Genomic DNA, 21305 nt, shown 5'->3' on the forward strand with positions numbered 1-21305 from the left:
CCTAGTAAAAGCACTTACTACCATTATACTCTAGAACATTTTAGGATACAAAATAATCTTTCAAGTTTCCAAACTGGATAGATTTTTTGTATGAGAATAGAAAAATCAAACGGATTACGATATACTGAATATAGAGAAAAAAGGAGGGTTTATATGACCATCGCACGAGTATTAGGATATGCCATACTAGTCTTTTTTATCCTTGCATCATTAAATGGAGCAAAACGATACACCAAAAACACATTGGTGCGAGCAATTGCCAAACAGCATCAGATATATGCGGGAATAGCCGTTCTATTAGCTCTTGTTCATTTGATTGTTAACGTAAGCAATAACAACCTATCACCTACTGGATTGATAACATTGCTGTTACTAATCGCAACTGGTGTCATGGGAGCATTGTTCAAGCATTTTAAGAAACGCAATTTATATCTTGCCCATCGAATCTTAGGACCCTTAGCATTTGTATCCGCATTGATTCATGTACTTACAAACCTACTCGCGTAGGTTTTCTTCGCAAAAGGAGGTGGCTTATGGACTATAATACAACCGGTGTTATTTGTACGAAACGACGCCTTTGGAAACAACAATCAACCGTCGTTGCCATCATTTCACACTTACAAGATCAAGGCTATCATTTTAAGGAAGTAGTTCTTGGAGAACCCAACAACTTCATTTTCGCTGATACAGTACATGAACTCGATGAGATCTTTGCAAAAAAAGGATATTACGGTATCCGTATCAAAATGGACAATGATGATACCTTAATTGAAATCAATTCCAACACCGATGGAATCAACAACGTTCAATACACCATTTTCGCTGAATCCGAAGAACTCCTAGTAAGAGCAAAACAACATATGGAAGAACTAGTATTCATTATTCGTCCTTCGAATAATACGTTCGCACAATTTAGTGAGTGGCTAGGGACTCATAAACAAATACGAAACATTGCAGTATTAGTTCTCATTGCGATTACATTATATTTTTTAGGTGTACATGTATTCATCTTTAGTTTCTTGCAGATGATTCTATCCTTTTCTCCATTTCTAACGATTTATATCATCTATCTATTATTACGAAGAAGACGTTAAAAAAGGCACTCATGTGCCTTTTTATATGGTTTCTACGATAATTATTACACCACTATACGCAAGTAATAGCGCCATAATAATATTAAATACTGTTCGATGGTTCTTCATTACTTGCTTCAACGCTTTTCCGAAGTAGCCCCACACAAGAACACTGACAAAACATAAAAATGCATTGATGAAACTGAGTAGAAACATCCCATCAGATGGGAATGATAACCCCAAGTAGAATGCTGCAACCGTTAATCCAAAAATAATCGCTTTGGGATTGATCAATGTCAAGACAACCGCCATATAGAAGTAGCGATCATTTTGGATCATCATTTTACCTTCTTCGTGCCTTGTTTTAAACATTCCATATGCTAAGTATAAAATAAAGAGTCCCCCTAATATTCCGATATAGCGAGTTATTACAGGAACTTGTTCTGCTAAGAACACATTAAATATTCCTGTGATATAAAATACAATAAATGTTCCTACGAAAACCCCGGCCATAAATGGTAGGGTCTTCACAATTCCAACCTTGGAACTGGATGCTGAGGAAAACAAATTGTTGGGTCCTGGTGTAAAAATTGATACCAGGATATAGATAATAAAAGCATCCATATCATCACACCTACTATATTTTTTTGTTAGTTCTACACTATTGATACTCTTTCATCACATCATATCGTTGTAGTATCTCATTTGTTTCACCGGTATATTTTATATCATACTTCATGATACGATCAATACGATCAGCTGTTTTAGTGATTGTATCTACGGGTACTTCATGCTTCAATAGAAATTGTAATACATCGTCTTTCGTTGGTGTAGAGCGAATCAAATTCATAAGTTCACGGTAATCATACTCTGTGATTCGATCTTTATCCAGTTGAATCATTTTACGAAATGTTCGTCGTTCGCGATAAGAGATTTTGTCATCATCATGTTTTAGAACATAGGCAAACATCATCGCAAAAACTTTCATCGCAAGTGTTTTTTGCTTATAGTCCCACTGATCATAGATGGATCGTGGCTGTGGTTGCGTTTTTTGGACCATAAAGAAATCTTCAACACCGTATCGCAATCGTTCGGATAACGTATACCCCCATAAATGGTTATTTCGATGTCTCGTAGGTACCAAACGAGGTGTACTGTGAATTTGCTTCGTCGGAGGTAATGGATTGGTACGTAGTTTATCCCAGATATTCGTCGACCGAGATTGTGCAGAAAAATTCCGAAATGCCGTTGAACTAGAGGTTGAACGAATCCGTGGTCCCGAAAAACTACGCCCCGATACTCTCGTACTCATTCTTGTACTGTGTGTTCGTGTTCGTCCAACTGATGAGGACCGGAATCCTGAAAACCCTGATTTTTTTCCCATAAATAACACCCTAATTTATTCAACATTGTTAATGAATTGAATCTCAAGTTGTTGTAACAATGAAAGATACTGTTGCTTATTGCGTAAAATTCTTTTAATACGTTCTATTACTTTTTGCATGATGCTGTAATGTACTGTATTTGATTCCATGAAATCAATGATGGATTGTTTGTCGATACGCAATCGTATCAATGACTCAATATCGGTATAGTCCTCTTCGGATAAATCATCTTTTGCGACTTTAAGAACACGTTTAAACCACCGACGTTCTCTCATTGATACCTTGTCGTCATCATTCACAAAAACATATGCTAATACCAGACATGTCAGTCTTACTTCAAGTGTTTTTTGTCTTGCATCCCACGTTTCATATACATTGTTTCTTTTTTCCAATTTACCAAAACCACCAAACATATTTGCAGCACGATCATTACCCCCATGTGCTGACATGGATCCTTGTACAGGTGTTGTTCTATTGCTTGGCAATGTATTCTCATTCATATCAGATTGCTTCTTTGATGTCTTTTTCACTATATTGCTCACCCTTTCATAGGCACTATTATACATTACATAAGTACTTATAGTCAAAAGAGTCTTCATTCAAAATGCTTTTATAATCGTTTTAAATTGAGTATAATTAGGATACAAGAAAAAGGAGGTACTTATGAAATTTAGTGAATTTACATATGAGCGTCCCGACTTAGAACAATACAAAGCTCAAATGACGGACATTCTTAACAAAATGAAGGATACCCCAACCGTAGGTGAAGAACTCGCTCTCATTAAGAGCGTCTTTGATTTACAAGATGAACTATCGACTATGGCTGGACTAGTCTCCACCAGACACAGTATTGATACTAGAGATGAATTCTACGAAAAAGAACAACAGTTCTTCAACGAAAACATTCCTCACTTGCAACAATACGACCAACAATTCTCGATCGCATTATTGGAATCTAAAAATCGCAAAGCGTTGGAACAAGAATTTGGAACACTGTTATTTGATCAAGCGGAATTACAACGAAAAACATTTTCCGAAGAAATTATCCCAGAATTACAACTTGAAAACAAACTATCGATGGAGTATCAAAAACTCTTAAGTAGTGCGAAAATCGAGTTTAAAGATGGAACATATAATCTCAGTCAAATGCGTCCATTTACCCAAGACTTGGATCGTCAAACACGCCATGATGCCCAACTTGTTGTATCAAAATGGTTTGAAGACCACGAAAAAGAGATTGATGATATCTACGATAAAATGGTCGAAGCACGTCATTCAATGGCGATAAAACTCGGATACGAGAACTATGTCCAATTAGGCTATGACAAACTCGGTCGTACCGATTATAACTGGAAAGACGTGAAAACCTATCGTGATCAAATCTATCAAGATGTTGTTCCGGTTGTCAATGAACTTGCGGAACGCAAAGGAAAGCGAATTGGTATTGACAATCCCAAATCCTACGACTTAACACTCTCCTTCTTAGATGGTAACCCGACACCAAAAGGAGATAGTAAATGGCAGTTAAATGTAGCGAAAACCATGTATGAAGAAATGTCACCAAAAACCGGTGAGTTCATTAATTTCATGATTGACAAAGAACTGCTTGAACTAGACGCCAAAGAAGGAAAATCCGGTGGTGGATATTGTACGTATTTCCCAACATTTGAAACCCCATTTATCTTTGCCAACTTCAACGGCACCAGCGGTGATGTGGATGTCTTAACCCATGAAGCAGGACATGCGTTCCAAGTCTATTCCAGTCGTCACAACATCCCTGTGTATCGCTGGCCAACATTAGAAGCTGCTGAAATCCACTCGATGAGTATGGAATTCCTTGCTTGGCCATGGATTGATGGATTCTTTAAAGAGGATACACCAAAATATAAGTTCGATCATCTTGCTTCCGCACTTAGCTTCTTACCCTATGGTGTAGCGGTTGATGAATTCCAACATGGTATCTATGAGAATCCCAAGTTAACCCCAGATGAGCGAAAAACTTTATGGCGTAGTATTGAAAAGAAATACCTTCCATTCAAAGATTACGATGACGATGCCTTTTTAGACAAAGGAACGTTCTGGTACCGACAAGGACATATCTTCGGTGTACCATTTTATTACATCGATTACACCCTTGCTCAAGTTGTCGCCTTCCAATATTGGATTAAGAGCCAGGAAAATCATAGCAAAGCGCTGGAAGAATACATTGCCCTTTGTGAACGTGGTGGATCCAAAAGCTTTGTTGCTCTACTAGATAGTGCATCGCTAGAAAATCCATTCATTCAAGGTACAGTTAGCAAAATTGTTAAACCCATCAAAGCCTATTTAGATGGCATTGACGACACAACCTTATAACAATTAAAAAGCATAATGCCACATGCATTATGCTTTTTTCTTATACTAAATATTTTAAGTCGTTATTGAGAATTACAGATACCAAATCAACAATAAAGAATAGTGGGAACAATACAATGTTCAATATGACTAATACAAGATTCTTCTTACTTAAACGATACAAGACCCCAAGAATAATATTTGTAATGGGAATAATCGCTAAAATTAAGGATACAATAAACGGTTGTTTCAAATACGCTTTGTTCGTTTTGGCTGCCATATTTCCTCCTACTTTTTTCTTTATTCTACCACATAGATTGAAAACATAAAAGCATATTTCACTATGTGTGTTATTTCAACTTTTTATCGTGTTTTGTTTTTGATACAATAAAAGTAGATAGGAGGTAGTGGTATGGAATCATTGTTTTATACAGTATTATCAGAGCAAGCAGTCCATTGTCATGTATGTGAACATCACTGTGTTATCAAAGATAATGACATGGGTATTTGCGGTGTCCGAAAAAACAATAATGGCGTATTAAAGGTCTTAAACTACAATAAAACCATTTCTGTCTCCATTGATCCGATACGTAAAAAACCTCTCTATCACTTTCTTCAAAACACGAATACGTATAGTTTTGCGGCGATAGGTTGCAATCTACGATGTGCGTGGTGTCAAAACTATTCCATCTCCCAATCACAACATACCTTCAATAGTATCCCCGGTAAACCAATCAAACCACAACAGCATGTAGATCAAGCCATTCACTATGGTTGTCCGTCCATATCCTACACCTACTCAGAACCAACAATATACGTTGAATACGCATTAGAAACAATGAAACTAGCTCATAAACAAGGTCTCAAGAATATTTGGGTTACCAATGGCTTCATGTCAGAACAAACAATACGAGCTATCATCCCGTATCTAGACGCAGTAAACATTGATTATAAAGCTTCAAGTGAAGAAATATATTCATCCTACATTGGGGGACGACCTGAACCAATCCTACGCAACATGAAGCTATTTAAAGAAGCTAGTGTTCATATAGAAGTAACGACACTAATAATTCCTGGAGTGAACGATTCAACCAAAGAATTAACAAGTATTGTGGAGGATCTAACAAATACGTTAAGACATGATTTCATCTGGCACATATCTCGCTTCTTCCCTTCCTATAAAATGAAGAGTACAAGTCCAACACCAATGAATACGTTACGAACAGCAAAAGATATTGGAACATCATACGGAATTCAACACATCTATCTCGGTAATGTATAAGGAGTGATTTGATGATTCTAAAAGCATATACCGTTCCCCACCCCCCAATTATTATTCCAGAGATTGGTCGAGGTGAAGAACGTAAAATACAAGCAACGATTGATGCCTATCATGCGATTGCCAAGGAGATTCGAGATCTACAACCGGATACGATCATCATCTCCTCGCCTCACTCAACTGTATACTCCAATTACTTTCACATATCTCCCCATTCAAAAGCATCCGGTTCCTTTATCTCTTTTGGATTCCCCACAATCTCAACCAATGTCTCCTATGATACAACTCTCGTGCAACGAATCGAAGAACTAGCCATCCTTAGCGATATTCCTGCGGGAACGCAAGGTGAACGAGATAACCAGCTTGATCATGGTGTCTTGGTTCCACTGTACTTTATTAACCAATATTATAGCGACTATAAACTTGTCCGCATTGGTCCGTCAGGACTCTCTTCACAAGAACACTATCGCCTAGGACAAACCATCCAAAAAGCATTGGATTCAGATAAGAAAGTAATCTACATCGCAAGTGGTGATTTATCCCATAAATTAAAAAAAGATGGTCCTTATGGCTTTGTTAAAGAAGGTCCTATCTTTGATCGGGAAATCGTCTCCATATTGAACGAGGCAAACTTCTTAAAACTGTTATCTCTTGATTCCACCCTATGTCACAAAGCAGCCGAATGTGGATATGGATCATTTAATATTATGGCTGGTGTATTAGATGGTTATGATGTGATATCAAACGTATACAGCTATGAAGGGCCATTTGGTGTCGGTTATGTCGTTGCTGGATTCACACCAACATCCCCAAACATAAATCGCCACTTTTTATCTCAATATAATGAATCACTACAGGAAGGGCAACGCTCTATCCGCAACCACGAAGATGAATATGTAACCTTAGCACGACAATCCTTGGAGTACTACATCAATCATCACAAACCATTACCCCGACCGAAAAACTTGTCCAAAGAATTAACCTCTTCCAAAGCTGGAGTCTTTGTCTCATTACATAAAAACGGACGTTTACGAGGATGCATCGGTACTACAGGTCCAACAACCATTTGTATCGCTGATGAAATTATTCATAATGCGATTAGTGCTGGCACAAGAGATCCTCGCTTTCCAAAAGTTACTGCAAAGGAACTGCCTGACATTATCTATTCTGTGGATGTCTTATTCCCTCCAGAAGCAATCACATCCATCAACGATCTTGATCCGAAACGATACGGTGTTATCGTTAAGAGTGGTTACAAATCTGGATTGTTACTTCCCAATCTAAATGGAGTTGATACTGCTGAGGAGCAGGTTGACATCGCCCGTCAAAAAGCTGGAATCCATAAAAAAGATAACTATACGTTAAAACGGTTTGAAGTGATACGCCATCATTAAATAAATAAAAAATCCATGAGTGGATTTTTTATTTTAAGATGTTTTTTTCAATGATCCAGTATAGGATTACACCTACATATGGAAGTAGAATAATGATAATTGCCCATACCAACTTACTAAGATTCTTCGGTTTTTTACCAGTTACAAGAACATAGAGTGTATACACGACTAAAATGAACCACACAAAACCTAATATACCTTGAAAAGCGTTAACTAATAACATTGTGTCCTCCTTAGATTATTTACTATAGTATACCATACCCAACAATCATCTACGAAGTACTACAGTAAAATATGCGTAAAGTATTATCCGTTTTGGACATAATATACTATAATAGAGCTATATGTTTGAGGTGACTCTATGGGATCTGCTACTTACAAGAATGAAGCAACCTTATTTCAGATTAGTGCGTTTTCTGGTAACAATGCAGCGACAACATCATTGTCGTTAATTTTTACCGGCTTTTTTTTAGCATATGGAACCAATGTATATTCCTTTAGTCCAATTACAATTGGTGGAATTATGATGATCACTCGTATCCTAGACGCCTTCACAGATCCAATCATTGGTATTTTGGTCGACCGGACACATACTCGATTTGGACGGTTCCGTCCATGGATATTATTTGGATCCCTTTTAATGTGTCTTTCGTTCTTCTTGCTCTTTTTGGGACATGATTTTGGTAGTAATACCGCGAATTTAATCTGGATAATCAGTATGTATGTCCTTTGGGTAATCGGGTATACATTTCAAACAACCATCACCAAAGCGGGACAGAATGTTCTAACGAATCACCCCAAACAACGAACATTGTACAGTGCCTTTACGCAGTTCTATTCAATGTTTCTATTACTATTCATTTACACGATAATGGTTCCTTTCCTAGATCGATTTGGAGGCTTCGCAAGTGCAGAAGCTTGGCGTAATCTAAGTCTCGTGATGATTGCGATTCAACTAGTCTTTACTGGATTTGCCCTAGCTGGATTGTGGAAAAAAGATGTGATCGAGAACTATGGTAAGAATCATGATGAGTTTCATCCTAAAGTTCGAGACTATATTCAAATGTTTAAGAATAATCGTGCCTTGACAATGCTCATTATTGCGGCATCCACAAATAAAACAGCGAATACAATGGTAAATGGTTTGGTTGTCTTCTTCTATGTGTACGTTGCTCAAGATGTTAGTAACCAAACACGGGTAACTCCGTTTATGGGGATTGCGATGGCAATTGCCATTGTAATCACTACGATACTAACCAATCGAATTGGACGTAAAACTACATTTCTGCGTTCATCACAACTGGCATTTCTCTTTGGTCCAATTGCAATACTGGCAATTGCTTTAGCACCAACGCCAACACCCTTCATCGTCTTAGTATTTGTCTTTATGCTCTTTGCATTCATCACTGCTGCGACCGAACTAAATATCATTCCAATGATTGGGGATACAGCGGATTACGAATACCACTTGTCAAAGCAGTTTGTTCCCGGAATGATTGGATCTGCATTTAGCTTAATTGACAAGTTTATTAGTAGTTTTGCCGGACTATTTAACGGGTTAATCCTAGCTCTATTAGGCTATGTTAGTTTTGCTGATACTCCTCCAAACAATACTCTATTTTGGGGAATCTTAATTACCATTGCTGCGGTTCCTTCATTAGCTCATTTAGCAAGCATTATTGCGATATATTTCTATCCAATTGATGATGATACACTTCAAGAAACACTCGCATCTTCTCAAGTATAGACGCCACATTGGCGTTTTTATTTTGGCAATAAAAAAGTCCGTTCTATTCGAACAGACTTTGTCGTTATTATGGTGACCCGTACGGGATTCGAACCCGTGAATGCATGCGTGAAAGGCATGTGAGTTAAACCGCTTCTCCAACGGGCCAACTAGAACGCTTTTTCATTATAACAAAAACCATTCTTTAAAGTCAATAGGCAGAAAAAAAAGGAGATTATAATTCTCCTTTTTGTACTCTTTCAATTAATTCAATGACTTTTTCCTTTATGATATCACGGGTTTCCTCAAACCCTTCTTTCGGTCCTCCACTTGGATCGTCCAGTCCCCAATCCTCACGATGATTCGTAGGAACATACGGACATTCTACACCACATCCCATAGTAATCAGGATATCCAATTCAGAAGGAATATCACTTAGTAACTTACTACTGGCATGTGACATATCGACACCAGCATCATTCATAACTTCTAATGCCATAGGTTTGGGTCCAGGATAGACTTCAGTTCCTGCAGAGTATACATCCAGTACATCCGCTCCTAGTTCCCGTGCCCAACCTTCGGCCATAATACTACGACAACTATTATGAACGCAGACAAATGCGACGACTTTTTTCATATTTCAAACCTCCTTGTTATGCACCTATATTATATCGGATGAAAATGCAATGGGCAATCAATTTACATAACGATAACATTTCTTATAAAAAAAGAGACCTTAGTCGGTCTCCTCAAATGTAATCTGAATCACATCATCGACTGGAATATCAAAGATTTGTGCGATTTTAGCTACAAGCACAAAAGATGGAGAATACTTGTTTTGTTCCAAGGAGATAATGGTCTGTCTAGTGCATCCGACTAAATTCGCCAGAACCTCTTGACTCATTTGATGTTGATAGCGATAATCTTTTATCGTGTTCGATACCTGTTTAATCTTCATACCCAACACCCTTGTGTTCGAAGAGTAGATATAAGCCACTATGTAGCATGAATGCCACAAAAATCGTCGTATAGGCGATAAACCACAACCACGCAACAGGTAGACCTACTTCGAACTCATAGGAAATATATAGCGTCATGACCAAGGCATACACATAGAGTAATATTCCAATTACAGAAACACTACTTGTCCGGTACTGAATCAACTGTGTTCGTTCATCCAATGGTTCTACCTTATCTTTTGATAACAATAGGATTTGGATTACTCCACCGACAAATAAAAGAATCGCAGAGAGTAATCGAAACAGCTGATTTTCCTGCCATTGATCAACATCTTTCAAGACAAAAAACAACACAATAAATACTGTCATAATCACACTCCACATTACAAGTGATATCACTGCACTTTGACGTCTCATTCTCATTGGATTACCTCCATATTTCTTGATATTATTATTGTAATATATTTTTTACATAGTGTCAAATATATATTACATTCATTTCGTAGGCAACCAACCGGTATACGTCTTAATATAAACAAAAAACGGACATTTGTCCGTTTTCATTTTTAAATGGCGGAGTAGGAGAGATTTGAACTCTCGCGCCGCGTCAACGACCTATACCCTTAGCAGGGGCACCTCTTCAGCCACTTGAGTACTACTCCAACTGTTAGCCTTTATATAATAATATATTTTAGGCTAACTGTCAATAAGATGTGTTCTTAATTTAACCTACTTTGTATAAGGGGCATTTTCCTTTATCATAGTCAGTTGTAAACGATGACGTTTTAAGTCAACATCTTTGACCCAAACAGTCACAATCTCCCCAACACTAACAACGTCAAGAGGATGTTTGACATATCCTTTTGCAAGTTGTGATATATGGACTAATCCATCATCTTTAACACCACAATCGACGAAGGCACCAAAGTCAACGACATTACGAACGGTACCTTGGAGTTCCATACCAGGACGTAAATCTTCTAACTTCAATACATCACTACGAAGAATTGGTGGTTCAACATCATCACGAGGATCACGAAGTGGTGCGACAAAGATATCCATAATATCCTCAACAGTATGTAATCCAGCGTCAAGTTTTTTGGCGATTTGCATTTTACTCATATTAGCGAACTTCAATTTAAGAATAATGTTTCCAATATCATCATAATCCAATTTCAACTCTTCCATTAAACGAAGCGCTAAATCATAACTTTCGGGGTGAATTCCAGTTTTGTCAAAGGGGTTGTCCCCATTTAGTATTCGCAAGAATCCAACCGCTTGTTCATATGCTTTTTCACCTAAACGTGGTACTTTTAGTAGTTGTTCACGATTGGTGAACGGTCCATTTTTCTCACGATATTTAACGATATTTTCAGCAACAGTTTTATTTAATCCAGCAACATATTGTAGTAATTGAACGGATGCAGTATTGACATTCACACCAACTTGGTTAACAGCCGTTTCGACGACAAAATCAAGAGAATCGCTTAAGTTCTTTTGTGAAACGTCATGTTGGTATTGTCCGACACCGATGCTTTTTGGATCGATTTTAACCAATTCACTAAGCGGATCTTGTAGACGACGGGCAATACTTACTGCACTACGTTCTTCGACAGCGAGTTTCGGAAACTCATCTTTCGCTAGTTCACTTGCACTGTATACCGAAGCTCCCGCTTCATTTACGATAACATAGAATAACTTTTTACCCATGTCTTTTTCAACATACTTGATAACGTTAATGATAAATTGTTCCGTTTCACGAGATGCTGTACCATTACCGATAGCAATGATGTCTATATCGTATTTTTTAATCAAGTTTGTAACTTTAAATCCTGCTTCATTACGGCGGATTTGAGAGACATTTTCACCAGGGAATTTTTGATGGGGATAAATCACATCAATTTCTTGCATGGTTCCCATTTTATCAACGACTGCCAGTTTACATCCGGTTCGGTACGCTGGGTCTACACCGAGAACCATTTTTCCCTTCATTGGAGGTTGTAACAGTAAACTCCGTAAATTTTCACTAAATATATGAATCGCATTTTGATCGGCTTTTTCCGTTAATTCACTACGAATTTCACGTTCAATCGATGGTCCAATCAACCGTTTATATGCATCACGTACGGCGTCTTTAATAAACGGTACGACATACGATGCTTTGTTCTTGATGACTTGACGATCTAAATATTCATGAATTTTCTCATCATTGATATTAACTTTTACCGTCAGAACTTTTTCCTTTTCTGCTCTGTTTAAAGCCAATACACGATACAATTTAATGTTGCGGATTGGTTCTGAAAATTCATAATACATTTCATAGATTTTCATCTCATCTTTAGCATTTTTCTTAATCGATGAATCCAGTGTTCCTTGCTTAAACGTATGGTTACGAATCCATTTACGATAATCACTGGAATCACTAATGTCTTCCGCAATAATGTACAGAGCACCTTGAATCGCATCCTCAACAGTAGGTACTTCTTCGGTTACAAACTCTTCCGCTTTTTCTTCCAAAGATCCTTCCGTAGGAAACGTTTCAATGAACTCCGCAAGGGGTTTTAGTCCTTGTTTCACTGCGATTGTCGCCTTGGTTTTCTTTTTCTCTTTAAACGGACGATACAAGTCTTCGACATCAACCAGTTTCTCCGCTTTCATAATCTCTTCGTGTAATTCCTCGGTTAACAGACCTTTTTCATCAATTAAGCGAATAACGTCTTCTTTACGTTTTAGTAAGTTAACACTGTATTCATATTCCTTGTTAATTTCGCGAATTTGCTCTTCATCAAGAGCCCCGGTTTGCTCTTTCCGATACCGTGCTATAAAAGGTACGGTATTCCCTTCTTCGAGCATTTCAAGTACCGTCTTAATCTGTTTGCGGGAAATGTTTAAATTGGCCGCAATGTCATTCATAAGTTTGTTGTTAAATTCCATTCTAATTCCTCCTAAAAAAGATAAAAATAGCCTAACTTGTAGGCTATTTAGTTAAAGTCATAAGTTCCATCATTGATCGCTTCGAACGTATCCAATACCTGAACATAGCCTGGTGCCATATGGGTGATTTGTCCATCTACAACTGTGATAAGTGATGGTGTCCCATCCATTGTCGCGAGTGTATCAGGATCAGTCACAATCCGATCTTTACCAGTTGACGCGAGATTATCAAGGAAATACACCTTTACATCCGCTTCATTATCATCAGCAAAATTCAATACTTGTAATTTTATATCGGTACAAATACTGCATGACTCGCTATAAAAATAGACCAAATACTGATCTTCTGGCTGATCTTCGATATCATAGAAATCGGTAATATGATCAAAGCTATCATAGGTTAGTTCTTCGCTAAAAATGTTGTATAAGATTAATCCTACAACAAGGGAAACGATAACTGCAGCAAATCCAACAAGCAAATACGTTAGAAAACGGTCATTGTTAGATTTTGCAAAAGAACTCTTTGCCATAAATCATCAACTCCTAGCCTAATCTATTGTATTAGAAATAGGAAAATTTTGCAAGAATAAAACCCATCAAAAAAACACCCGAAGGTGTTTATTCTTTTGTAACTATGGCAACGGCATAGTGCCGTGAGTGGGAAATACTAACGTGCAGTGTATCTTCAGGATGATATGAACTAACAATATAGGGTGCACCAAATTCATCATTTACTATCGATACGTCGGTAAAATTGAGTGGCTCGTTAAACTGTTTATACACCTTAGAGTAGGCTTCCTTTGCCGCAAAGCGTCCCATCAGATATTGAATTCGACGGTCTGTATTCTTAATCCGATGATACCTTTCTAGTTCTTGTTCACTTAATATCCGGTGGACGAAACGATCGCTCATACGTTCCTTAATCTCTTCCATCTCTACGATATCGATTCCAATGGCTTTACTCATGTAAGTTCTCCATAATTTGGTCCGCGAGTTCGTTTATATTACGAAATCGATGGTTTAACGCAGATTTTGAAATGGATTTGTTAAAGAGATCATAACTATAATCCGCAAGTTCATTGAGCGATGACTCGGGATAGGTTTTACGTAACGTAATCGCTTCTTTCATACTGTTAGGTAGTTTAGTGATGTCCGTCATATTTTCTAAGACACTAATACTTCGAAGTTGTTTATCTGCCGCTTCTAATGTTTTATTCTGATTGGCAATATCCATGTTCATTACTCGAGTAATCGAATTGACAAAATCCCGTTTTATTCGTTCATCTTCATATACAAACAGAGCATTCATTGCCCCAACAACACGGAGAAAGTCGGCAATTTTTTCCGATTCTTTAATGTAGGATATAAAACCTCGTTTACGTTTTAAGCTTTTGGCATTTAAGTGATAATAATTGAGTAAATCTGTAACCGCAGTAACATCTTCTTCGCTGTAAGAATGAATCTCCAAATGGTAACTACTGGATTTTGGTGAGTTGATGGATCCACTGGCTAAGAATGCTCCACGTAAAAAACTACGTTTACAACATTCCTTTACCATGAGTGGTTCGTCAATAATCGCTTCTTGATTATTCATTAACGATAGTTCATTGATAATTTTATTCGCTTCTTGTTTCATTCGCACAATGTACATGTCGTGCTTGTACAACTTCATTTGCTTCTTCGATACAACTTCTACATCGATCTTGTATAACTCCTTAACACTAGAAATCACACGGCGAGCAATCTTTAAGTTGGTTGTATGAAACTCTACCGATAGACCATTGCTGGATATGTGGATATCCCCGTTAATGCGTAAAAGAGCGGATAATTCTGCTAAAACACAGCAATTATCTGCCTTGACACTCAACAATTCACTTTTAACATCAGCTGCAAAACTCATATCATCACCAATCCTACCAAAATTATAACATGACGGTAAAAAAAAGAATAGGCACAAGTCCTATTCTTACCAAACTTTATTCGATTTACCTAAGTATTTACCAACTTGGATTGCAGCAATGCTTCCATCGTTTGCAGCGGTAATGATTTGGCGTAATTCTTTATCGACAACATCACCAATGGCATAAATACCAGGTACTTTTGTTGCCATGTTTTCATCCACTTCAATGTATCCCCATTTATTGGTGATACCCAAATCTTTTACAAAGTCTGTTTTTGGAATTTGGCCAATAAAGACGAATGCACCTTGAACAGCGATGTCTTGTTCTTCTTTGGTTTCAACATTTCGTACTGTAACACTTTCCATTTTATCCGTACCGTTGAAGGATACTACTTCGTATCCAAGTAAGAAGTCTGCTTTACCAGTTTCTTTTAACTCATCAATAGCTACAGCATCCGCTTGCAAAGTCGGTAAGATGTTGACAACGGTTATGTGGTTTACTGTTTTTGCAAGAAACGCAGCTTCTTCAATAGCACTGTTTCCTCCACCAACAACGACGATATCCAAATCTTTAAAGAAGGCACCGTCACACACTGCACACCAACTAACACCTTTTCCGGATAATTCGGATTCACCAGGGGCGTTTGTACTGCGTGGTATGGTTCCTGTACCGATAATCACAGCTGCTGTTTGATACACTTCACCAGATGCGGTGTGAACTTCCTTATAGTCACCTTTGTCAACGACGTTGACAACGTCACCGTAACGATATTCGACACCGAGTTCTTGTGTATGATTAAACATTTTTTCACTTAACTCAAATCCAGAAATGTTTCCAAATCCTGTATAGTTTTCAATTTCCCAAGTGGTCATCATTTTCCCACCAGGAGCGGCTTTTTCCAACATCAACGTTTTCAAACTAGAACGTTGTGTATAAATTGCAGCAGTCATCCCTCCGGGACCTGCACCGATAATAATAACATCAAATTTTTCCATCATTTTCACCTCGATTATTTATTATACTCCTTCTACTTCATTTTGTTCAGCGTTTTGCTCAGCGACCTCAGCTAAGACCTCGTAATACTTTTTCTGTGGCCATATTGTACGCGTTAATGCGAGCAACGCAATTCCACCAGCAATCATCACAAGACTGATGACTTGTGCTGTTCGGATATTGGTATCGCCGATGTACAAACTATCTGTCCGCATACCTTCAATAAAGTAACGACCAACACTATACCAAATCAAATATACCGGTAATAAGTCCCCACGAGTTAAGATCTTTGTTCGTCGTAATATCAACATGATGATGAATCCAACCACATTCCACATACTTTCATAGAAGAATGTTGGATGATAGTAATTTACGCGTACCATTTCGCCAAACATATCTTCTACAAGATATCCTGGGTCTCCCGGTTCAATCTCAATCAACATTTGATTGGTGATAAAATCAGGTAGTTTTAAGGTACCAGATAAAAACTCCCGTTGTTCATCAAGCGACAACGCTGGCGCTCCATCGGTTGTTCCACCAATAATGCCTCCATGTGCTTCTTGATTAAAGAAGTTCCCCCAACGCCCAAATGCTTGAGCAATCAAGAATCCAGGTGCCATGATATCAAAAACACTAAAGATATTGATTCCGCGCTTCTTGGTATAGAAATAAGCACTAACAAAGGCGGTTATGAATCCTCCGTGTATGGCAAGTCCTCCATCGCGAATATTAAATACGTTGATGATTCCATCAACAAAACCGTATGTTTGGAAATAAGGCCAATATGAATTGCCCCATTCAAATAGTACATACCATAAACGGGTTCCGACTATCGATAATGGAACGATGATTAAAACACCGTCCAAGATATGATCCGTTGAAATTCCTAGTTTATTCCCTTCTCGTATTCCTAGTAAGATGGCTGTCAGTAGACCCAGCATAATCATTAAACTATATTTCTGCCAGGAAAATGAATCAAAGAGTGTGATAAACGTTGGGTCTATCGGATTAAATACATGCATTGTAATGACCTCTATTCTGTTTGTTTCTGTTTTAAATATTCATCAAGTGCATCAGAAAACTCTTGTGCGGCATTTTCACCCAAAAATTTCAACCGGGCGTTTACCGATGCGGCTTCTACGAGGGAAGCGACATTCCGACCTTCTGATATGGGAATCTTTATATGTTCGACATCAGAATCAAAGAATCGAATCGTATGACTTTCCAATCCTAATCGATCATATTCTTGTTTGTAATCCCAGGGTTCCAAATCGATAACCAACATGATTTTCTTGTTTTCTTTGTAGGCCTTAGCGCCAAACATCTTCACCACATTGACAATACCGATACCGCGAATTTCCAAGTAACGGCGTAATAATTCAGGTGCTTCACCAACAATAACACCAATTTCTCGTTGATAGATATCAACACGATCATCAGCAACCAATTGATGCCCACGACGAACCAGTTCCAAGGCAACTTCACTTTTTCCTAACCCGCTTTTCCCACGAATTAATACACCGACACCACTAACATCTAACAGTGTACCATGTAAACTCTGACGGGGAGCAAGTTTCGCACTTAAATATTGATATAAATTACTTAATAGTGCGGATGTCTTCTTGTTGCTTTTTACGATCGGAATCTGATACTCATTCCCTTTGCGAATAAACACTTCGGGAACCTCCGCATTATGAGAGAAGATAAACATGGGTGGTTGTGCTTGAAACAACATATCCACACGAATCTCTTGATCCTGATGGTTTAACCACCCAAAAAAGGCCACTTCTTTACTACCGAATACTTGAACACGATCGTGCTCATAGAAATCAAACAAACCCGCTAGTTCAATCCCTGGACGAGATACTTGTGGTTTTGTGATTTCACGTAGTAAGCCTTCACTACCACTGATTACAGCTAGTCGATGTTCTTCGACTACGGTTTGCACGGTTAAACCCATCCAATCACCTCGATTCTACACGTCGTAAGAAACGACGCAAATATGTTCCAAAGAAATACCGTGTTAAGGTAAATATTAAGACAAAGAACGCAAGTAATGTCCCATTGACAAAGTTAAATGTCTTAATAAATACATATTGATCTAATACAAAGAAAATCACAATATATCCGAAGAAGAAAATTGTACCAAAAGATTTCAATATTAATGAGAAATGCTTCATTAAAAGGTACGTTCGATAGAACTCTTCCACGACACTATACAGTAGCATCAGTGCTACCATGTTTATAATATCACTATAGACGGCGAAATCAAAGATTTCGATCACGAAGAAGGCAAATGTAAAGTTCAAGATAAAACTAAATACAAAATTTATAATACGATTATGATGAAAAACCCCGCCAAATTCAATTGCGATAAATGGCCGACGAGGTCGTTTTTTAGGAGTTTTGTTTTGTTGCTTTTGAAGCTCTTCAAGTTTTTTAATCACTTCCCGAAGTTCTTCCAACTCCTCTTCATTTTGATTATTTTTTTCTGGTTCTTGATTCATCCAATCACCTCAGAACTTTTTTGAGGTATTCTCCCGTATAACTTTGTGGATTTGCGGCTACTTCTTCAGGGGTTCCTGTTGCAATAACTTCGCCACCCATGTCGCCACCTTCTGGTCCTAAATCAATAATATGATCGGCAACTTTTATGACATCGAGATTATGTTCTATTATAACAACTGTAGCGCCCATGTCAACGATATGTTGAATCACCTGCAACAGGCGTTTTACATCATCTGCATGCAATCCCGTTGTGGGTTCGTCTAGGATATATAGCGTGTTTTCCGTAATTCTCTTATGTAGCTCTTTAGCAAGTTTCACCCGTTGTGCCTCACCACCACTAAGCGTGGTTGCGGGTTGTCCCAGTTTTAAATACCCGAGTCCAACATTATTCAATGTTTCGAGTTTCCGTTTTGCTTTGGGGATATTCTTGAAGAATTCAACCGATTCCTCAATTGTCATATCTAACACGTCACTAATGTTTTTTCCTTTATATTTTACTTCTAATGTTTCACTATTATACCGTTTCCCATTACAAACTTCACAAGGTACATAGACATCTGGTAAGAAGTGCATTTCAATCTTAATTAATCCATCACCACTACAGGTTTCGCATCGTCCACCCTTCACATTGAAACTAAAACGTCCTTTTTTATATCCGCGCATTTTCGCCTCATTCGTCATCGCAAAAATATCCCGAATATCATCAAATACCTTGGTATAGGTCGCTGGATTGCTTCGTGGGGTTCGTCCAATAGGTGATTGATCAATGTTGATTATTTTTTCAAACTGATCAATGTTCTTGATCGCATCAAAATCACCCTGTGGGATTTTTTTACGATAGATTATATTATGTAGCCCTTTGTATAAACATTCATTCACAAGACTTGATTTTCCACTTCCAGAAACGCCAGTAATGACATTCAATACGCCTTTGGGTATCTGAACATCAATATTCTTTAAGTTGTTCTGACGGGCACCAAGCAGTTCAATATATCCTCGTTCGTGAGATCGTCTTGTTTGTGGTACATCAATCTGCAATTGTTTTGAGAGGTATTTTCCTGTAATGCTCTTGGTATCTTTTAGGATTTCTTCGACGGTACCTTGGAATGTGACTTCACCACCATAAATACCAGCACCAGGACCAATATCAATGATTTGATCCGCTTCATACATGGTTTCCTCGTCGTGTTCTACAACGAGTAATGTATTTCCTAAATCCCGCATTTTCTTCAGCGTTGTGATTAGTTTATGGTTATCCCGTTGATGAAGTCCAATCGAAGGTTCATCTAGTACATACAGAACTCCAGTTAACTGAGACCCAATTTGAGTTGCCAACCGAATCCGTTGGCTCTCACCACCACTTAATGTGGCCGCTTGTCGTGATAACGTTAAGTAGTTCAGACCAACATTATCTAAGAAAGACAAACGCTCAATGACTTCTTTTAACGCCATTTCACTAATCTTTTGATCTTTATCCGATAGGGTTAATTGTTGAAAGAACTGAATAATTTCTTTCACAGCCATATCGGTTACTTCAATGATATCTCGTTGTCCTATTTTGACACTAAGAGCTTTATCGTTTAGTTTTTTACCTTGACATGTTGGACAGGGTACTTCTGCCATATAGTTTTCAATCCATTCACGCATAAATCGTGACGTTGTCTCGATATAACGCCGTTCTAGATTGTTGATAACGCCTTCATATTTAGCGACATTTTCGTGGCGATACCCACCTCTTCCATTGCCACCAAACTTGAAGTGAATTCGTTCTTTTGTCCCGTATAAGAATAAATCCAGTTCCTTTTGCTTCATGGCCTTAACTGGTTGATTCAAATCCACACCATAATGTTTGGCAACCTGACGAATCATACTGAAGCCGTATGTATCGGTATTTTGCCATCCTTTGATTGCCCCGTCTTCAATGGAAATTGTTTTATCGGGTATCAGTAAGTCTGGGTCGATTTTGCGACTATGGCCAAGTCCATGACAAGTAGGGCAAGCGCCGTATGGAGCGTTAAATGAAAATAAACGCGGTTCTAAGTCACCAATGCTAAAATCACAGTGGGGACAAGCGTAATGTTCACTAAAGACGTGTTCTTCATCATTGATGAGAACAAGAACTTTCCCTTCACCCTTTTTCGCAGCGGTTTCTAAACTATCGAACAATCGACTGCGAACACCTTCTTTTAGACGTAAGCGATCAACAACCACTTCAATCGTATGGCGTTTGTTCTTTTCCAAATTAATATCATCATCAAGATCATAAACTTCACCATTGACACGAGCTCGTACATATCCTTCTTTACGAAGTTGATCCAATGTTTTGACGTGGGTTCCCTTTCGTTCTTTCACAAGGGGAGCTAATATAATGACTCGGCCCTCATTATATTCTAGAACTTTATCCGTCATTTCTTCAATCGATTGTCCTGTAATTTCAACACCATGAGTTGGGCAAATCGGGGTTCCAATTCGAGCAAATAACAAGCGTAAATAATCGTAGATTTCGGTTACCGTTCCTACGGTAGAACGAGGGTTCTTCGATGTGGTCTTTTGATCGATGGAAATCGCTGGAGATAGCCCCTCAATGCTTTCAACATTGGGTTTCTCCATATTGCCTAAAAACTGACGGGCATACGCACTTAAACTCTCGACATAGCGTCGTTGCCCTTCTTTGTATATCGTATCAAAGGCCAGGGATGATTTCCCGCTCCCTGAAAGACCCGTCATCACGACGAACTTGTTTTTCGGGATGCGGATGTCCAAGTTTTTTAAGTTGTTTTCCTTGGCTCCTTTTACATAAATATCGTGTAACATATAAT

General features: G+C 38.1%; 23 protein-coding genes and 2 tRNA genes. 6 read left to right on the forward strand and 19 right to left on the reverse strand.

The window, feature by feature from the left end:
• Window positions 1–153: 153 nt before the first annotated feature.
• Both G4Z02_RS03510 and G4Z02_RS03515 read left to right on the forward strand, forming a co-directional pair.
• Complete coding sequence (locus G4Z02_RS03510) at window positions 154–507, forward strand: hypothetical protein (protein WP_258878480.1); 354 nt, start codon at window positions 154–156, stop codon at window positions 505–507.
• Window positions 508–533: 26 nt separating this feature from the next.
• Window positions 534–1094 (forward strand): hypothetical protein, encoded by a 561-nt coding sequence (locus tag G4Z02_RS03515; RefSeq protein ID WP_258878481.1) that lies wholly within the window; start codon window positions 534–536, stop codon window positions 1092–1094.
• A 21-nt stretch (window positions 1095–1115) separates the two neighbouring features.
• Here G4Z02_RS03515 and G4Z02_RS03520 read toward each other — a convergent pair whose 3' ends face one another.
• From G4Z02_RS03520 to G4Z02_RS03530, 3 genes are read right to left on the reverse strand one after another with little or no spacing between them, the layout of a single operon-like run.
• Complete coding sequence (locus tag G4Z02_RS03520) at window positions 1116–1697, reverse strand: LysE family translocator (protein WP_258878482.1); 582 nt, start codon at window positions 1695–1697, stop codon at window positions 1116–1118.
• Between the two features lie 37 nt (window positions 1698–1734).
• Window positions 1735–2457, reverse strand: coding sequence for a hypothetical protein (locus G4Z02_RS03525; protein WP_258878483.1), 723 nt, complete (start codon window positions 2455–2457; stop codon window positions 1735–1737).
• Between the two features lie 15 nt (window positions 2458–2472).
• The gene (locus G4Z02_RS03530) at window positions 2473–2988 is read right to left on the reverse strand and encodes a hypothetical protein (protein ID WP_258878484.1); all 516 of its coding nucleotides are present in this window, start codon (window positions 2986–2988) and stop codon (window positions 2473–2475) included.
• A 133-nt stretch (window positions 2989–3121) separates the two neighbouring features.
• Between G4Z02_RS03530 and G4Z02_RS03535 the strand changes: the two genes are divergently transcribed.
• The gene (locus G4Z02_RS03535; protein ID WP_258878485.1) at window positions 3122–4813 is read left to right on the forward strand and encodes a M3 family oligoendopeptidase; all 1692 of its coding nucleotides are present in this window, start codon (window positions 3122–3124) and stop codon (window positions 4811–4813) included.
• Window positions 4814–4853: 40 nt separating this feature from the next.
• Here G4Z02_RS03535 and G4Z02_RS03540 read toward each other — a convergent pair whose 3' ends face one another.
• A complete protein-coding gene (locus G4Z02_RS03540) occupies window positions 4854–5072 on the reverse strand; it encodes a hypothetical protein (protein WP_258878486.1) in 219 nt (72 codons plus the stop codon).
• A gap of 132 nt (window positions 5073–5204) precedes the next feature.
• Here G4Z02_RS03540 and amrS point away from each other — a divergent pair, with 132 nt between their 5' ends.
• A complete protein-coding gene (amrS, locus tag G4Z02_RS03545; protein ID WP_258878487.1) occupies window positions 5205–6074 on the forward strand; it encodes an AmmeMemoRadiSam system radical SAM enzyme in 870 nt (289 codons plus the stop codon).
• 11 nt (window positions 6075–6085) lie between these two features.
• On the forward strand, window positions 6086–7465 hold the full coding sequence (gene amrA, locus G4Z02_RS03550; RefSeq protein ID WP_309544597.1) for an AmmeMemoRadiSam system protein A: 1380 nt from the start codon (window positions 6086–6088) through the stop codon (window positions 7463–7465).
• 28 nt (window positions 7466–7493) lie between these two features.
• On the opposite strand, the gene G4Z02_RS03555 is transcribed toward amrA, so the two are convergent.
• A complete protein-coding gene (locus tag G4Z02_RS03555) occupies window positions 7494–7688 on the reverse strand; it encodes a PLDc N-terminal domain-containing protein (protein WP_258878489.1) in 195 nt (64 codons plus the stop codon).
• A gap of 138 nt (window positions 7689–7826) precedes the next feature.
• Between G4Z02_RS03555 and G4Z02_RS03560 the strand changes: the two genes are divergently transcribed.
• Window positions 7827–9212: an MFS transporter gene (locus G4Z02_RS03560; protein WP_258878490.1), complete on the forward strand. Its 1386-nt coding sequence runs from the start codon at window positions 7827–7829 to the stop codon at window positions 9210–9212.
• Between the two features lie 70 nt (window positions 9213–9282).
• On the opposite strand, the gene G4Z02_RS03565 is transcribed toward G4Z02_RS03560, so the two are convergent.
• The 14 genes from G4Z02_RS03565 to uvrA form a co-directional block, all read right to left on the reverse strand.
• A tRNA-Glu gene (locus G4Z02_RS03565) sits at window positions 9283–9359 on the reverse strand.
• Between the two features lie 67 nt (window positions 9360–9426).
• A complete protein-coding gene (locus G4Z02_RS03570; RefSeq protein WP_258878491.1) occupies window positions 9427–9828 on the reverse strand; it encodes an arsenate reductase ArsC in 402 nt (133 codons plus the stop codon).
• Between the two features lie 99 nt (window positions 9829–9927).
• Window positions 9928–10149, reverse strand: a complete 222-nt coding sequence (locus G4Z02_RS03575; protein ID WP_258878492.1) for a helix-turn-helix transcriptional regulator — start codon at window positions 10147–10149, stop codon at window positions 9928–9930.
• Complete coding sequence (locus G4Z02_RS03580) at window positions 10139–10573, reverse strand: hypothetical protein (RefSeq protein WP_258878493.1); 435 nt, start codon at window positions 10571–10573, stop codon at window positions 10139–10141. Before G4Z02_RS03580 ends, G4Z02_RS03575 begins: the two co-directional genes overlap by 11 nt.
• A gap of 148 nt (window positions 10574–10721) precedes the next feature.
• A tRNA-Ser gene (locus tag G4Z02_RS03585) sits at window positions 10722–10812 on the reverse strand.
• Between the two features lie 67 nt (window positions 10813–10879).
• On the reverse strand, window positions 10880–13084 hold the full coding sequence (locus G4Z02_RS03590) for a Tex family protein (RefSeq protein ID WP_258878494.1): 2205 nt from the start codon (window positions 13082–13084) through the stop codon (window positions 10880–10882).
• 47 nt (window positions 13085–13131) lie between these two features.
• A complete protein-coding gene (locus tag G4Z02_RS03595) occupies window positions 13132–13614 on the reverse strand; it encodes a YbbN family protein (RefSeq protein ID WP_258878495.1) in 483 nt (160 codons plus the stop codon).
• An 88-nt stretch (window positions 13615–13702) separates the two neighbouring features.
• A complete protein-coding gene (gene acpS / locus G4Z02_RS03600) occupies window positions 13703–14050 on the reverse strand; it encodes a holo-ACP synthase (RefSeq protein ID WP_258878496.1) in 348 nt (115 codons plus the stop codon).
• On the reverse strand, window positions 14043–14984 hold the full coding sequence (gene whiA, locus G4Z02_RS03605; protein WP_258878497.1) for a DNA-binding protein WhiA: 942 nt from the start codon (window positions 14982–14984) through the stop codon (window positions 14043–14045). Before whiA ends, acpS begins: the two co-directional genes overlap by 8 nt.
• A 66-nt stretch (window positions 14985–15050) precedes the next feature.
• Window positions 15051–15980, reverse strand: coding sequence for an NAD(P)/FAD-dependent oxidoreductase (locus G4Z02_RS03610; protein ID WP_309544598.1), 930 nt, complete (start codon window positions 15978–15980; stop codon window positions 15051–15053).
• 21 nt (window positions 15981–16001) lie between these two features.
• Window positions 16002–17000 carry a prolipoprotein diacylglyceryl transferase gene (lgt, locus tag G4Z02_RS03615; RefSeq protein WP_258878499.1) on the reverse strand — a complete coding sequence of 333 codons (999 nt, stop codon included), beginning with the start codon at window positions 16998–17000 and terminating at the stop codon, window positions 16002–16004.
• A gap of 11 nt (window positions 17001–17011) precedes the next feature.
• Window positions 17012–17938, reverse strand: coding sequence for an HPr(Ser) kinase/phosphatase (gene hprK, locus G4Z02_RS03620; protein WP_258878500.1), 927 nt, complete (start codon window positions 17936–17938; stop codon window positions 17012–17014).
• A gap of 4 nt (window positions 17939–17942) precedes the next feature.
• Window positions 17943–18485: a hypothetical protein gene (locus G4Z02_RS03625; RefSeq protein ID WP_258878501.1), complete on the reverse strand. Its 543-nt coding sequence runs from the start codon at window positions 18483–18485 to the stop codon at window positions 17943–17945.
• A 4-nt stretch (window positions 18486–18489) separates the two neighbouring features.
• The gene (gene uvrA, locus G4Z02_RS03630) at window positions 18490–21300 is read right to left on the reverse strand and encodes an excinuclease ABC subunit UvrA (RefSeq protein WP_258878502.1); all 2811 of its coding nucleotides are present in this window, start codon (window positions 21298–21300) and stop codon (window positions 18490–18492) included.
• Window positions 21301–21305 lie beyond the last annotated feature (5 nt).

Origin of the sequence: Candidatus Xianfuyuplasma coldseepsis, assembly GCF_014023125.1 — a bacterium.
Taxonomy (GTDB): Bacteria; Bacillota_I; Bacilli_A; order Izemoplasmatales; family Izemoplasmataceae; genus Xianfuyuplasma; species Xianfuyuplasma coldseepsis.